This is a genomic window from Corallococcus carmarthensis, from assembly GCF_003611695.1.
Lineage (GTDB): Bacteria > Myxococcota > Myxococcia > Myxococcales > Myxococcaceae > Corallococcus > Corallococcus carmarthensis.
On the sequence record NZ_RAWE01000058.1, the window covers coordinates 1 to 13,452 of the forward strand.

Genomic DNA, 13,452 nt, shown 5'->3' on the forward strand with positions numbered 1-13,452 from the left:
GTGGTGGGGCTGGTGGTGGTCGACGACCCGGTTTCACTGGGGCCGGGCACTCCCGGCGCCGGCGAGGTGCCCGGCACGGGCGTGGGCACGGAGCCCGGCGACAGGGTGCCGGGCGAGGCGGTCGAGGTCCCCGGAGCCCCCGTCCCCGGAGCGTTCGAGGGAGCGGGCGTGGGTGCGATTTGCGCGCCCGACACGCCACCGGTGAGCATCATTGCCACTGCGACGACCCTGCCGACTTCTCTGCCCATGCTGTGGTCCGCCTCGTGTGCGACCGGGCATATCCGGAAGCCCGCGACGGTGCAGCATTTCTGTGCACCCTTGGGCCCTGCCGGATGTCGGCTTCCATCCAGTCGGCTCGCGCGGGAAGGCGCGTAGAGGGCGTGACAGTCGCGGACATTCAGTACAGACAAAGCTTGGTCGGCGCGCGCAAGGACCGCAGAATCCCGCGCCGGTTTCGACGCCTTCCTTCAAGGAAAACCCCATGGCCTACACCGACCGCGTCAAGCAGATCCTCTCCTGGTATCCCTCCGACTCCCCCGGCACGCTGACGAACCTGGCGCGCCTGCTCAACCACGGCACGCTCGCCGGCACGGGCAAGCTGGTCATCCTCCCGGTGGATCAGGGCTTCGAGCACGGCCCCGCGCGCTCCTTCGGTCCGAACCCCGCCGGGTATGATCCTGACTACCACGCGCAGCTGGCCATCGAGTCCGGCTGCAACGCGTACGCGGCGCCGCTGGGCTTCCTGGAGGCCGTCGCGGGCAAGCTCCAGGGCGAGATCCCCCTCATCCTGAAGGTGAACAACTCCGACTCGCTGGCCAAGACGGCCGCGCCCATGTCCGCGGTGACGTCGTCCGTGAAGGACGCGGTGCGCCTGGGCTGCGTGGCGGTGGGCTACACCATCTACCCGGGCTCCGCGGCCCGCAACGAGCAGTACGAGGACCTGCGCGACATCATCGCGGAGGCCAAGTCCTACGGTCTGCCCACGGTGCTCTGGGCCTACCCGCGCGGCGCGCTGTCCAAGGAGGGTGAGACGGCCATCGACGTGGTGGCGTACGCGGCGCAGATCAGCGCGCAGCTGGGCGCGCACATCATCAAGGTGAAGCCGCCCACGGACTTCCTGGAGCAGGCGGAGGCGAAGAAGGCCTTCGAGAAGGCGAACATCTCCACCAAGACGCTCGCGGACCGCGTGCGCGAGGTGGTGCGCTCCGCGTTCAACGGCAAGCGCATCGTCATCTTCTCCGGCGGCGAGTCGAAGGAGACGTCCGCCCTCATCGACGACATCCGGCAGATCCACCAGGGTGGCGGCTTCGGCTCCATCATGGGCCGCAACGCGTTCCAGCGGCCGCACGCCGAGTCCATCAAGCTGCTCAAGGACGTGATGAACATCTTCGCGGGCAAGTAGCCCCCCGCGCGCTGTCACCCGTGGCGTGGCGCCCTTCCCGTCCTGACTGTTCGCGGGACGGGCTCCATGTCCGGGGACCGTTCCGCCGTCAACGCTGGCGGGCGGTCCGGGCCTTGGACGGCCGGACTCCACGTGCCCTCCCCTGGCCCGGGCGCCGGGGTTCGATTACGGAACGGAGATGAGTCAGGGATCCAGGACGCCCGGCGCTGGCGGCTCGGAAGCGCCCACGCTGGAGCCGGACGACGCGGACCGCGCGGCCCAGGAGGTGCTCGCCGGAGGCGGCGAGATGGGCGCGCTGATGCGGTCCATGGACTGGTCCCAGACGCCGCTGGGTCCGGTGTCCTCCTGGCCGCAGTCCCTGCGCACCATCGCCAGCACCGTCATCCACTCGGGCTTCCCCATGATGGTGTTCTGGGGGCCGCGGCTGGTGAAGCTCTACAACGACGCCTACCGCCCCATGCTGGGCGGCAAGCACCCCTTCGCCATGGGGCGGCCCGGGCGCGAGGTCTGGGCGGAGATCTGGGACGACATCGGCCCGTGGATCGAGCAGGTCCGCACCGAGGGCCGCGCCATCCTGGCGGAGAACCAGCGCCTCTTCCTCGAGCGCAACGGCTTCCTGGAGGAGACCTACTTCACCTTCTCCTACAGCCCCGTCCGCGACGAGTCGGGGGCCGTCAACGGGGTGCTGGACACGGCGGTGGAGACCACCAGCCAGGTGCTGGACGCGCGCCGCCTCAGGACGCTGCACGAAGTGGCCTCGCGCGCGGGCGGGAGCCTCCGCGTCCAGGACGCGTGCATCCAGGCCATGGAGGCGCTCGCCACCAACCCCGAGGACCTGCCCTTCGCGCTGCTCTACCGCATCGACGCGGACGGCGCCCAGGCCCGGCTGGAGGCGCGCATGGGTCTGGAGGGGAATGGGGCCTTCTGCCCTGGAGAGGTGGGCCTGGATCCGGGCGCGGCCGCTCCCTGGCCCCTGGCCCAGGTGATCCGCTCCGGACAGGCCGAGCGGGTCCACGGGCTGGAGGCGCGCTTCGGTCCCCTCCCCTTGCGCGGCGGCGTGCCGCAGCCGGGCTCCGCGCTCGTCCTCCCCGTGGCCCGCTCCGGCGAGTCGAACCCGACGGGCCTGCTGGTGCTGGGCCTGTCCCCCCGGCTGCCGGCGGATGCGTCGTACCTGTCGTTCCTGGAGCTGGTCGCCGGGGGGCTGGGCGCGGCACGCTCCGGGGCCCGCGCGTACGAGGACGCCCGGCGGCAGGCGGAGTCCCTGGCGGAGCTGGACCGGGCGAAGACGGCCTTCTTCTCCAACGTCAGCCATGAGTTCCGCACGCCGCTGACGCTGATGCTGGGGCCGCTGGCGGACGCGCTCACGGATCCGGAGCATCCCCTGCACTCCCGGCAGCGGGAGCGGTTGATGCTCGTGCAGCGCAACAGCCAGCGGCTGCTCAAGCTGGTGAACAGCCTGCTCGACTTCAGCCGCCTGGAGGCGGGCCGCATGCGGGCCCTCTTCGAGCCCACGGACCTGGGGCCGCTCACCGCGGGGCTCGCGGGCGCGTTCGATTCGCTGGTGGCGAAGGCGGGGCTGCGGCTCCAGGTGGACTGCCCCCGCCTGTCCACGCCCGTCTGGGTGGACCGCGATCTCTGGGAGAAGGTCGTCCTCAACCTCCTCTCCAACGCCTTCAAGTTCACCTTCCAGGGCACCCTCACCGTCCGCTTGCGCGAGCACGCCGACCGGGTGGAGCTGTCCGTCAGCGACACGGGGATGGGCATCCCCGCGCACGAGCTGCCCCGCGTCTTCGAGCGCTTCCATCGGGTGGAGGGCGTGCGGGGCCGCAGCCATGAGGGCAGCGGCATTGGCCTGGCGCTGGTGCGCGAGCTGGTGGAGCTGCACGGCGGCCGCATCTGCGCGAAGAGCACCGTGGATCAGGGCAGCACCTTCACGGTGTCGCTGCCCAAGGGCACGGCGCACCTGCCGCAGGAGCAGCTGAGGAAGCCCGCCCAGGAGCCCCTCCGGGCCCCGAACCCGGAGGTCTTCGTCCAGGAGGCGGCGCAGTGGCTGTCGGACTCGGCGGACGACACGCCCGTGCCCGTCCCCGTCCCGGAGGCGCCCCCGGGCGTCGTGCGGGGCCACGTGCTCCTGGCGGACGACAACGCGGACATGCGCGACTACGTGCGGCGGTCGCTGGAGGGACGCTTCACGGTGACGGCGGTGGCGGACGGCCGCTCCGCGCTGGCCCTGGCGCGGCAACGGCCGCCGGACGTGGTGCTGTCGGACGTGATGATGCCGGGGCTGGACGGCTTCGCGCTCCTGCGTGCGCTGAAGGAGGATCCGCGCACGGCCCACGTCCCCGTCATCCTCCTGTCCGCGCGCGCGGGCGAGGAGGCGAAGGTGGAGGGCCTCACCGCCGGCGCGGACGACTACCTGGTGAAGCCCTTCGGCGTGCGCGAACTGGTGGCGCGGCTGGAGGGAACGGTGAACGCGGCGCGGGGCCGCGCCCAGCGCGAGGAGCTGCTCGAGGCCCTCCAGCTGTCGGAGACGCGCTACCGGCTGGCCACCCGGGCCACGAAGGACGCCGTCTGGGACCTGGACCTCCGCACGCAACAGCTGACCTGGAGCGAGGGCATCTACACGCTCTTCGGCTACGCGGCCGGCGAGGTGCCCCCCGGCCTGGACTGGTGGACGGACGCCGTCCATCCGGAGGACCGCGAGCAGGCCGTGGAGAGCCTCCACGCCATCGCCGACGCGCCCGGCGGCAGCGACTGGCGCGCCGAGTACCGCTTCCGCCGGCGGGACGGCACCTATGCCCAGGTGGAGGACCGCGGCTGGGTGGTGCGCGATGCCGCCGGCACGGCGGTGCGCATGGTGGGCGCCATGCAGGACGTCACCCTGCGCAAGGCCGCGGACGCCGCCCTGCGCCGCAGCGAGGAGGAGTTCCGCACGCTCGCGGAGGCGCTGCCCGAAGCCGTCTTCGTCACCACCCCGGATGGCGCGTTCACCTACGTGAATGCCGTCCTGTCGGAGCAGACCGGCCTGAGCGCGGAGGTGCTGTTGGACCGGGGCTACCGGCGCGTCATCCACCCCGACGACATGGCCCCCAGCGGCGAGCTCTGGGCGGAGGCGCTGAAGCGCGGAGAGCGCTTCCAGACCGAGCACCGGGTGCTCTACCGGGACGGCCAGTACCGCTGGCACCTGGTGCGCGCCCTGTCCGTGAAGGACGCGGAGGGCCGGGTGCTCAAGTGGGTGGGCACCTCCATGGACGTCCACGAGCTGCGCCAGGCCCAGGCGCAGCAACAGCAGCGCGCGGACTTCGAACAGCAGCTCATCGGCATCGTCAGCCACGACCTGCGCAACCCCGTGAGCGCCATCCTCCTGGGCGCCGCCAGCCTGATGCGCCGCGAGGAACTGGACGACCGCAGCACCAAGGCCGTCAGCCGGATCCAGTCCGCCGCGGAGCGGGCCCACCGGATGATCCGCGACCTGCTCGACTTCACCCAGGCGCGCCTGGGCGGAGGGCTGCGCATCCAGCGCCGCGCGTCGGACCTGCACGAAATCGTGGACGGCGTGCTGGAGGAGATCGACGCCACACACCCGGACCGGGAGATCCGCCGGCGCCGGAGCGGCAGCGGCCTGGGCGACTGGGATCCGGACCGGCTGGGGCAGATGGCCCAGAACCTGGTGACCAACGCGCTGAAGTACAGCCCCCGGGACACGCCCGTCCTCGTGGAGACGCACGGCGGGGGCGAAGCGGTGACGCTGTCCATCCACAACGAGGGGCCGCCCATCCCCCCGGGGCGCCTGAGCCAGCTCTTCCAGCCGCTGCAGCGCGCCAGCGGCGAGGTGGACAACAGCAGCCGGAGCATCGGGCTGGGGCTCTACATCGTGAAGCAGCTGGTGGAGGCCCACGGCGGCACCGTCACCGTGACATCCACCGCCGACGCGGGCACCACCTTCACCGTGCGGCTTCCCCGCCACGTCCCGGCGGCGGTCGCGGTCTGGGCGAGCCCGTAGCGAAGGCTCCAGGGCCGCACCCGGCGGAGGCCCCAAAAGCGAAAGGCCCGCGAGATTTCTCTCGCGGGCCTCTCTCAATTCAGTGTGGAGCTAACCGGGATCGAACCGGTGACCTCTTGAATGCCATTCAAGCGCTCTCCCAGCTGAGCTATAGCCCCGACTTTTGCTGCGTGCTTCCCGGTCCGCCGTGGGGGGCGGCCCGTGCCGTGAAGGCGGCGCGACTTCTACGGCTTCTTCGTTCCCGTTGCCACAACTTTTTGCGGCTTCGCGACGCTTTTTACCTTCAACCGTTCCGCCACCTCTTCCCCTTCCCGGAGCAGGTCGGTGAGGGACGCGGCGTGGTCCGCCGCCGCCTTCTCCGCCGCCGCGATGGACTGGAGATACCGGGCAAAGCCCTGGGGCAGCTCCAGCCTGCCCGCCTGCACGGCCTGCCACACGGCCTCGCCGAGCTCGCGGTGGGTCTGCTCCTTCTTGTCCTTGAGGAAGGCCGCCTTGCCGTTGGCCCGCGCAAGCTCCGTGTTGCGCTCGACCGCCTCCCGCAGCTTGGCCAGCTTGGACTCGGCCGCCTGGAAGGCTTCGTTGATCTGCCGCATCACTTCGGTCTGCTTCGGATCTGCCGCCACGGCTGTCACCCTCGGGAGAGGAGAAGGTCGCTCGTGCGTAACGTGGCGGCTCGGCGACTGTCAACCCGCCTTGCGGACCAGCCGGGCGGCGAAGAAGCCCCCGCCGGGGACCCGGGGTGGCAGGGCGCGCAGGAAGGGGCCGTCCACCCCCACCTGGAGCTCCGGCGCCCACCCTTCCCCCACCGGCTCCAGGGCGAAGCCCGGGTGCTTCGCGAGGAAGCCCTCCACCACCGCGTCGTTCTCCTCCGGCAGCACGGAGCACGTGGCGTAGACGATGCGCGCCCCGGGCTTCACCTGCGCGGCCACCTCCGCGAGCAGCGCGGACTGCGTGGCCTGGAACTCCGAGATGGCCTTCGCGGACAGCTTCCACTTCTGATCCGGCTCGCGCGCCAGCGACCCCGTCCCGCTGCACGGCGCGTCCACCAGCACCACGTCCACCGCGTCCAGCGGCACCGGGTGCGGGAACGCCACCTGCTTCAGGCCGAACTCACGCACCCGGTCGCGCGCGTCCGAAAGCCGCCGCTTGGAGCGGTCCCCCGCGAGCACCTTCCCCTTCGCGCCCACCAGGTCCGCGAGCCCCAGCGTCTTGCCGCCGGCCCCCGCGCACACGTCCGCCACGGCGAGCCCCGTCAGCGACGCCCCGGGCGGCAGGCACGCCAGGACGATGAGCTGACTGCCCACGTCCTGCACCTGGAGCCGCCGGCCCTTCATCGTCCGCGACTCGAAGATGCGGTGGCTTGCGTCCGCGACACGCAGCGCGTCCGGAGCGCACGGCACCGCCTCCGCCGCCACGCCCTCCTCCGCCAGCGCCGCGAGCACCGCGTCCCGCGTCCCCGGAGGCCGCGCGCGGAAGTGCAGCGAGGGCTCCTCATCCAACGACGCCATCAGCCCCGCGAGCGTCGCCTCCGGATACACCTGCGACAGCCGCTGCGTGAGCCACCCCGGGAACGAGTACCGGGTGGCCAGCCGCTCGACGACGGCCTCCGCGCCCTCCGCCGCGGGAGGCTCCGCGAGAGGCTTCGTCACCAGCCCCTCCAGCACCGCGTCATGCAGCGTGCGCGGACGCACCGGCCCCGGCAGCTTCACCTCCGGGCCGATGCGCGCCCAGGCCTCGCCACAGAAGAGCCTGCGCCAGAGCGTGTAGCGCACCAGCGCCTGGTCCTCCGTGAGCACGTGCTTCCCCGGCGAATGCCCCAGCTGCCGCGCCGCCAGGTCCAACAGGCGCGTGTGCCGGGACAGCTCGCGCGCCGCCAGGGCCACGAAGCGCCGCTCCTGCCCGCCCAGCCCTTCCGCGTCCCGCAGCGCGGTGGCGAGCGCGGCCTTCAGCGGTTCGCCCTTGAGGACGGCGATGTGCGTTTCAATGGCCGCGGTGGCCGCGCGCCGGGACGGACGCCCCAGACGTGACGGATCATGCGGCGTGGGCCAGAGGGGGATGTCCAAGGGTGACCTCTTCGCCTAGCCGCGCAGCGGCACGCACACGGCCAGCGCACCGGCTTGCGTCTTCACCTGGGGCGACGCGCCCAGGGCCAGGAAGAGGTAGCACGGCGCGGCATAGCGCTCCCCGTCCAGCTCCAGGTCGCCCTCCATCAGGAGGATCCCGTGGGCACACTGGGGGCGGCTCCAGGCGAAGGCGGCCTCGGGTGCCAGCCGCATCCACATCCGGGCGCTGTCCGGCACTGCACCCGCGCACCGCACTCCGGGCGAAGGCTCCATCCAGTCCGGCGAGTCCCCGGACAGGGGCTCCCGGGCCGCGGCGGCCACCTGGCGCTTGAGGTCCAGGAAGCGCTCCACCAGCCCCAGGATGTCATCCACCTGGAAGGGTTTGATCAACAGCGCGTCCGGCTCCAAGGGGTGAAGGACCTGGGCGACCTCGTCGGGACCGGCGGCGCTGACGATGGCCACCGGGTGGCGCTGGCGGCGCGCGGCCTCCAGGACGCCCCGGCCGTCCGCGTGCCCTCCGGCGATGCGCATGTCGGTCATCACCAGCTCGAAGCGGTCCGCCGCCAGGGCGCGCAGCGCTTCGTCGAGGGTGCCCACCGCCTGCACGTCCGCCAGCTCGGAGACCAGCTCTCCCATTCCTTCGCGGAGGCTCGGGTCGTCCTCGACCAGCAGCACCTTCATCGCGTCTTCCAGCGCGGGGGACAGGGGGGCGCTTTCACGTTCGGGCGGTCCGGAAGACGGCATCTCGGGCGCCGGGTCTGCGTTTGAAGATGGCCCTCCCCGGACTCGAACCGGGACGCGGGGTCAGCCGCAGCGGATTTTGAGTCCGCCTCGTCTACCAATTTCGACAGAGGGCCCCTTGGGTGTGAGCGAGGCGGCCGAACGTATATCGCGCCTTCGGTTCGTGTGCATCCGAAGATTGCGGTGGTCCACGCACACCGCTAAAGGGGCAGCGCATGTACAACCTCCTCATCTCCCTGGCCGTCGGGCTGGCGGTCGGCGTGCTGGTGAAGTTCGCCGGCGGCTTCTCCTGGTGGGCCGGCATCGTGCCCGGCGTCATCGCCCTCTTCGCCACCTACATCGTGCTCGCCCGCCGGGTCTCCACCCGGGTCCAGGCACTGATGACGACGGTGCAGAATGATCTCCAGGGCCAGCCCGCCAACCAGAAGGAAGCCCAGGGGCGCGTGGACCGGGCCGTCAAGACGCTGGAGCAGGGCCTCGTCTGGGACAAGTGGCAGTTCCTCATCGGGCCGGAGCTGCACGCGCAGATCGGCATGCTGAAGTACATGGTGAAGGACCTGGACGGCGCGAAGCCCCACCTGGAGAAGGCCAGCGGCCGCAACTACATGGCCAAGGCCATGGAGGGCGCCCTGCACTTCCGCCGCAACGACGTGCCCGCCATGAAGACGTCCTTCGAGGCCGCGGTGAAGAGCGGCAAGAAGGAGTCCATCGTCTGGGCCGTGTACGCGTGGTGCCTCCTGCAGCAGAAGGACAAGGACGGGGCCCAGCGCGTGCTCGCACGCGGCGTGGAGCTGAACCCCTCCGACGAGAAGCTCAAGGGCAGCCTCGCCCAGCTGCAGAACGACAAGCGCCTGAAGATGAAGCCCTACGAGCCGCTCTGGTGGCAGTTCGGCCTGGAGGCGCCGCCGATGATGCCGCCCATGGGTGGCCGCCGCGTGCAGTTCACGAACCGGCGCTGAAGGCGCGGTGGCAGTGATGGCCCGGCGCCACCGCAATGGCGCCGGAGTCCCCCTTCGCGGCCCGCCGCGATCCCCTTCGCGGCCTGCCGCGATCCCGTCGATGGCGCCGCTTCGTCGCGCGCTTCCGGGGAGTACCCAACGGATCAGCCGCTCCACCCCACCTCCGGGCGCCCCTCCGGAGCGGCCCGCGTCCGGCAATTCCTACCGTGCGCGCCGCGCCCACGCTGCAACGTCTTCCGGTCGTCTTGTTGGCTGTCGCGCTGCCCCCCTTGCAACCCCCTGAAAAGAGGCCGGCCGTCGCGTGCAGCGCGGGGCACAGGGCTTGCTCTCGGGCAGGGACACGCGGGCGTCCGGGGCGGAAGACTCCAAAGCCCCCGCGGAGGCGGACGGGCTTGGCAGCCGGAGGTCTCGGGTGAAGGTTGGATGGGTGGGTGGGTGCTTGCAGAACGAGGCGGCGGCGGGTGCGCGTGGGGCGCAAGGGCGTGGGGAGCACCTCGAAGGGCGTGGCGCCCGAGACTTTCGGCCTGCCATTTCGGGACAGGCAAGCGGAGCGAACCAGTTCATGGAACGGCACGGCCGTAGCAGTGAGCGCGCGCTCCTGCTCATCATCGAGGACGACACCGGCGTACGCGAAGGCCTGATGGACCTGCTCGCCCCGCGCTTCGACGTGCTGGCCGCGGCGGACGCGGACGCGGGCGTGGAGCTGGCACGCGAGCACCGCCCGGACCTGGTGCTGCTGGATCGCTTCCTGCCCTCCGGGGATGGGCTGGCGGTCCTGGAGACGCTCCAGGGCGACGTGCGCACGGAGACGGTGCCGGTCATCTTCCTCACAGGGGACGCGGACGAGGCGACCCTGGAGAAATGCCTGGAGATGGGCGCCGTGGACTTCATCCACAAGCCGGCGAGCTCGCGCGAACTGCTCGCCCGCATCGACCGCGCGGTGCGCCAGAGCGAGCAGCAGCGCAAGCTCCAGGTGCTGGCGCAGACGGACGCGCTCACCGGCCTGGCGAACTTCCGGGCGCTGTCGGTGCGGCTGGAGGACGAGTTCAAGCGCGCCGTGCGCTACGGCTACGCGCTGAGCGTGGTGGTCATCGACCTGGACCACCTCAAGGCCATCAACGACGGCATGGGCCACGACGTGGGCAACCGCGCCATCCTGGCCCTGGCCACCCTCATGCAGGGCAACCTGCGCGAGTCCGACTTCGCGGCGCGCTTCGGCGGCGACGAGTTCGTCGTGCTGCTGCCGCACCAGACGTCGCTGGAGGCCGCGGTGTTCGCGGAACGCCTGCGCTCGGAGCTGCGGAGCGTGAACGTGCAGCGCGGTGACGGGCGCCCGGCGCCCTTCGGGTTGAGCATCAGCGTGGGCGTGGCGGACCACACGGCCGACTCCCCGCGTGAGAGCACGGAAGCCTTGCTGAAGGCGGCGGACGCCGCGCTCTACGAGGCCAAGCGGGAGGGGCGCGACCGGGTGGTGGTGTACGGCCAGTCGCTCCACTCCCCTGTGGCGCAGCGGCACTGACGGCGGGAAGGAACGAGGGCGCGCGATGAGCGGGACCAGCAAGCTGGCGAGTGGTTCGAGGGTGGCGATCGTCGGCGGCGGCATCGCCGGAGCGGGGCTCGCGGCTTCGCTGCTCTTCAACGGCCGCGCGCGGGGCGTGGCCCTGGATGTGCGCGTCTACGCGGGGGGCACCGAGGAGCGCACCGCGCCCCCTGCCCTGCTGACGCCGGAGTGCCGCTCGAGGCTGGCCGCGCTGGGTTGCCGCATCCCGCCGGAATGGCGCGCGCACGAGCTGCGCGGCGTGGAGGTGATTTCCCAGGGCGAGCGCGAACTGCTGCCGTGCGCGGCCGGCGGCCTGTGGGTCGTGGACGGTTGGCCCCGGGGTGAAGGCGGCCTGGACATGGTGCGCCACGTGCTGTCCACGGCGGCCAGCGCGCAGGGCGCCCGGTTCGTGGATCGCCACGTGGAGCGAGTGGAGCGGCAGGCGCCCGCCCCGGACGCGCCCGCGGCGGTGCGCAACGCGGGCCCCCTGGTGGTCCGCGCGCAAGGCAGCGGCGAGCGCTTCCATGCGGTGGCCCTGGCCGCGGGCGCGGGGCCGCTGCTGGGTGACGCGTTCTTCAAGGGCTTCCGTCCGGCGCCGTCCATGCCGGCGGTGCAGGCGCGGATCCAGGGCGCGATGACGGGGCGGGACCTCGCGCCGGTGGCGCGCCTGTGGGTGGCCCCGCTGCCTTCCGTGGATGCGCTGTTCCTCATCCCGGGCGCGTCGTCCGTGTATGCGCTGGCGTTCGGCGCGGCGGTGACACCCGCGGACCTGTGCCAGGTGCTGATGATGGCCGCGCGCGACGGCCTGATCGAGGAGGGCTTCGAGGTCGCCGCGCTGGAGACGACGCGGCTGCCCTTCGGTCCCGGCCGCACGCTGGTGGCGCCCGGGCAGCTGGCGGTGGGCCCCGCGGCCTTTGGCCATCCGTTGCAGGTGGGCCTGTCGGAGACGCTGGCGTCGTGCAGCCGCGCCGCGGTGGCGCTGCTGGATGGCGGGCTGGACGCGCCGTCACTGGAGCGCAGGTACGTGCGCGACGGGCTGGGCGAGCTGATGGAGGACGCGGCGGCGGGAGCGCGCTCCATCACCTGGCTGCGCCGCGCGGGCAAGCGGGCGCCCGCGGCATTTGTCGCTGCGCGGGCGAAGCACGCGTCGGGCGGCGTGTACGGCGGCGGCGTGCTGGGACTGAGCTCCCCCACCCCGCTGGGATTGCTGTCCGCGGCGCGATGGTCGGGCGTGCGCGAGGTGGTGGGTTCGTGGCTGCGCACGCCGATGGAGCCCGTCCCCACGTTCGTGCCGGAGGTGGAGCCGGACCTGTACTACGTGGTGGACGACGACGCGGACACGCGCGAGGCGCTCACGCTGCTGTTGGAGAGCACCGGCGCACGCGTGGTCGCCTTCGCGGACGAACTGGCGCTGTTCTGCGCGGTGGCGCGCCGTCCGCCCACCGCCATCCTGTTGGACGTGGTGCTGCACTGGGTGGATGGCCTGCGCCTGTGTGAAGGCCTCAAGCAGCACCCGCTCACCCGCGACACGCGAGTGCTGGTGATGAGCGGCCTCAACCGTCCGCACGTGCGTCAGCGCGCGCTCGACGCGGGCGCGGAGGCCTTCCTCCCCAAGCCGGTGAACCCGGACCGCCTCCTCTGCCAGCTCACTGGCCGCGTGCCGGACCCGCTCGGCGCGCCGCTCGAAGTCATCCGGCCCGCAGTCGTGGAAACATTTGGCGAAGACCGTTTTGCCTCCTGACACCTACCTGCACGCAACTGAGATCACATCGACGGGATAATCCCTACAAAAGCATGAAGCTTCGCACTTCATGCTCCATCTAAAAGGGAATCCCTCATGTTCGCCTCGAAGCTGTCGCGCGTCGGCCAGACGTCGTCCCGGTTGTTCAAGCACACGTCGGAGTTCACCCGTTCCTTCTCCACGAAGGTCCTGTCGCCAGAGCAGGCGCTCAAGGAGCGCGCGGATCAGAACCGCGTGCGGTTCCAGCAGCACGACATCCTGAGCGACATCATGGACGTCGAGGATCGGCGCGACGGCGGCAACAACCAGTTCGTGCCGCGCATCCGGCCGGACGTGGAGCTGACCCGCCGGGACAACTTCCCGTTCAACGAGGTCCAGCCGAAGTACGACACGCCGAAGTCGGCCATCGACCGGGACGGCCGGCTGCAACCGGTCGAGCCGAAGGACCGCACGGTGACGCTCACCGCGCACGTGGACGGCGCGAAGGAGACGAAGGCCCAGTCGCCCTTCACATCCTTCAGCGGCGTACCCGTGGGCGTGGATGGACAGGCCACGGAGAAGAAGCTCGTGGACAACCCGGACTACGGCCAGAGCCGCATCGTCCACAACCCGGCCCAGGACGCGAAGGGCGGGGACGTGTTCGATCAGTTCGACATCCAGCGCGACATCCGCACGTCCTCGCATCCGGGCCTGGATGAGACGGCCGTGAACCGCAGCCAGCCCGGCAAGCCGGTGTGGCAGCCGGAGCCGCACGAGCGGAAGTTCCTGGCGGACGTCGGCGTGGATCCGACGAAGGCCAGCTTCACCTACCGCGAGCGCGCGATGATGAACTCCGCGCGGGATCAGGAGTACCTGGTGCGCGGCACCATCCACGACTTCACGCTGGAGCGTCCGGATGACCAGGGCGGCCTGAAGCACGTGTCACGCGATCAGTTCGCCGACCAGTTCGACGCCGCGCACAAGAAGACGAAGTAGGCGGCGAACCGGACTGCGCTGGACACCC

Annotated in this window: 9 protein-coding genes, 2 tRNA genes and 1 pseudogene; 6 read left to right on the forward strand and 6 right to left on the reverse strand. The window is 71.5% G+C overall.

Annotation, left to right across the window (positions count from 1 at the left end):
- Nucleotides 1–248, reverse strand: a pseudogene (locus D7X32_RS46265) (TolC family protein); the annotation flags it as partial.
- A 233-nt stretch (nt 249–481) separates the two neighbouring features.
- Here D7X32_RS46265 and D7X32_RS17665 point away from each other — a divergent pair.
- Nucleotides 482–1,402 carry a class I fructose-bisphosphate aldolase gene (locus D7X32_RS17665; RefSeq protein ID WP_120603726.1) on the forward strand — a complete coding sequence of 307 codons (921 nt, stop codon included), beginning with the start codon at nt 482–484 and terminating at the stop codon, nt 1,400–1,402.
- Nucleotides 1,403–1,580: 178 nt separating this feature from the next.
- Nucleotides 1,581–5,405: an ATP-binding protein gene (locus D7X32_RS17670; RefSeq protein ID WP_120603727.1), complete on the forward strand. Its 3,825-nt coding sequence runs from the start codon at nt 1,581–1,583 to the stop codon at nt 5,403–5,405.
- 85 nt (nt 5,406–5,490) lie between these two features.
- Here the strand turns inward: D7X32_RS17670 and D7X32_RS17675 are convergent.
- The 5 genes from D7X32_RS17675 to D7X32_RS17695 all read right to left on the reverse strand — a co-directional run bounded on the left by D7X32_RS17675 (nt 5,491) and on the right by D7X32_RS17695 (nt 8,325).
- Nucleotides 5,491–5,563: transfer RNA gene (locus D7X32_RS17675), tRNA-Ala, on the reverse strand.
- A gap of 66 nt (nt 5,564–5,629) precedes the next feature.
- Complete coding sequence (locus D7X32_RS17680) at nt 5,630–6,028, reverse strand: hypothetical protein (protein WP_120603728.1); 399 nt, start codon at nt 6,026–6,028, stop codon at nt 5,630–5,632.
- 60 nt (nt 6,029–6,088) lie between these two features.
- Nucleotides 6,089–7,468, reverse strand: coding sequence for an RsmB/NOP family class I SAM-dependent RNA methyltransferase (locus D7X32_RS17685; protein WP_208752460.1), 1,380 nt, complete (start codon nt 7,466–7,468; stop codon nt 6,089–6,091).
- Between the two features lie 15 nt (nt 7,469–7,483).
- A complete protein-coding gene (locus D7X32_RS17690; protein ID WP_120603729.1) occupies nt 7,484–8,149 on the reverse strand; it encodes a response regulator in 666 nt (221 codons plus the stop codon).
- 90 nt (nt 8,150–8,239) lie between these two features.
- A tRNA-Leu gene (locus D7X32_RS17695) sits at nt 8,240–8,325 on the reverse strand.
- A gap of 99 nt (nt 8,326–8,424) precedes the next feature.
- On the opposite strand from D7X32_RS17695, the gene D7X32_RS17700 reads away from it, so the two are divergent.
- The 4 genes from D7X32_RS17700 to D7X32_RS17715 all read left to right on the forward strand — a co-directional run bounded on the left by D7X32_RS17700 (nt 8,425) and on the right by D7X32_RS17715 (nt 13,424).
- A complete protein-coding gene (locus D7X32_RS17700; RefSeq protein ID WP_120603730.1) occupies nt 8,425–9,168 on the forward strand; it encodes a tetratricopeptide repeat protein in 744 nt (247 codons plus the stop codon).
- 562 nt (nt 9,169–9,730) lie between these two features.
- On the forward strand, nt 9,731–10,687 hold the full coding sequence (locus tag D7X32_RS17705) for a GGDEF domain-containing response regulator (protein WP_120603731.1): 957 nt from the start codon (nt 9,731–9,733) through the stop codon (nt 10,685–10,687).
- A 25-nt stretch (nt 10,688–10,712) separates the two neighbouring features.
- Nucleotides 10,713–12,449 carry a response regulator gene (locus D7X32_RS17710; RefSeq protein ID WP_120603732.1) on the forward strand — a complete coding sequence of 579 codons (1,737 nt, stop codon included), beginning with the start codon at nt 10,713–10,715 and terminating at the stop codon, nt 12,447–12,449.
- A gap of 96 nt (nt 12,450–12,545) precedes the next feature.
- The gene (locus D7X32_RS17715) at nt 12,546–13,424 is read left to right on the forward strand and encodes a hypothetical protein (RefSeq protein WP_120603733.1); all 879 of its coding nucleotides are present in this window, start codon (nt 12,546–12,548) and stop codon (nt 13,422–13,424) included.
- Nucleotides 13,425–13,452 lie beyond the last annotated feature (28 nt).

What these genes read in the sequence shown, in the direction of transcription:
- D7X32_RS17665 (WP_120603726.1), top strand. Translation starts at nt 482, where the DNA reads ATGGCCTACACCGACCGCGTCAAGCAGATCCTCTCCTGGTATCCCTCC.
- D7X32_RS17690 (WP_120603729.1), bottom strand. Translation starts at nt 8,149, where the DNA reads ATGAAGGTGCTGCTGGTCGAGGACGACCCGAGCCTCCGCGAAGGAATG.
- D7X32_RS17705 (WP_120603731.1), top strand. Translation starts at nt 9,731, where the DNA reads ATGGAACGGCACGGCCGTAGCAGTGAGCGCGCGCTCCTGCTCATCATC.
- D7X32_RS17715 (WP_120603733.1), top strand. Translation starts at nt 12,546, where the DNA reads ATGTTCGCCTCGAAGCTGTCGCGCGTCGGCCAGACGTCGTCCCGGTTG.
- D7X32_RS17670 (WP_120603727.1), top strand. Translation starts at nt 1,581, where the DNA reads ATGAGTCAGGGATCCAGGACGCCCGGCGCTGGCGGCTCGGAAGCGCCC.
- D7X32_RS17710 (WP_120603732.1), top strand. Translation starts at nt 10,713, where the DNA reads ATGAGCGGGACCAGCAAGCTGGCGAGTGGTTCGAGGGTGGCGATCGTC.
- D7X32_RS17700 (WP_120603730.1), top strand. Translation starts at nt 8,425, where the DNA reads ATGTACAACCTCCTCATCTCCCTGGCCGTCGGGCTGGCGGTCGGCGTG.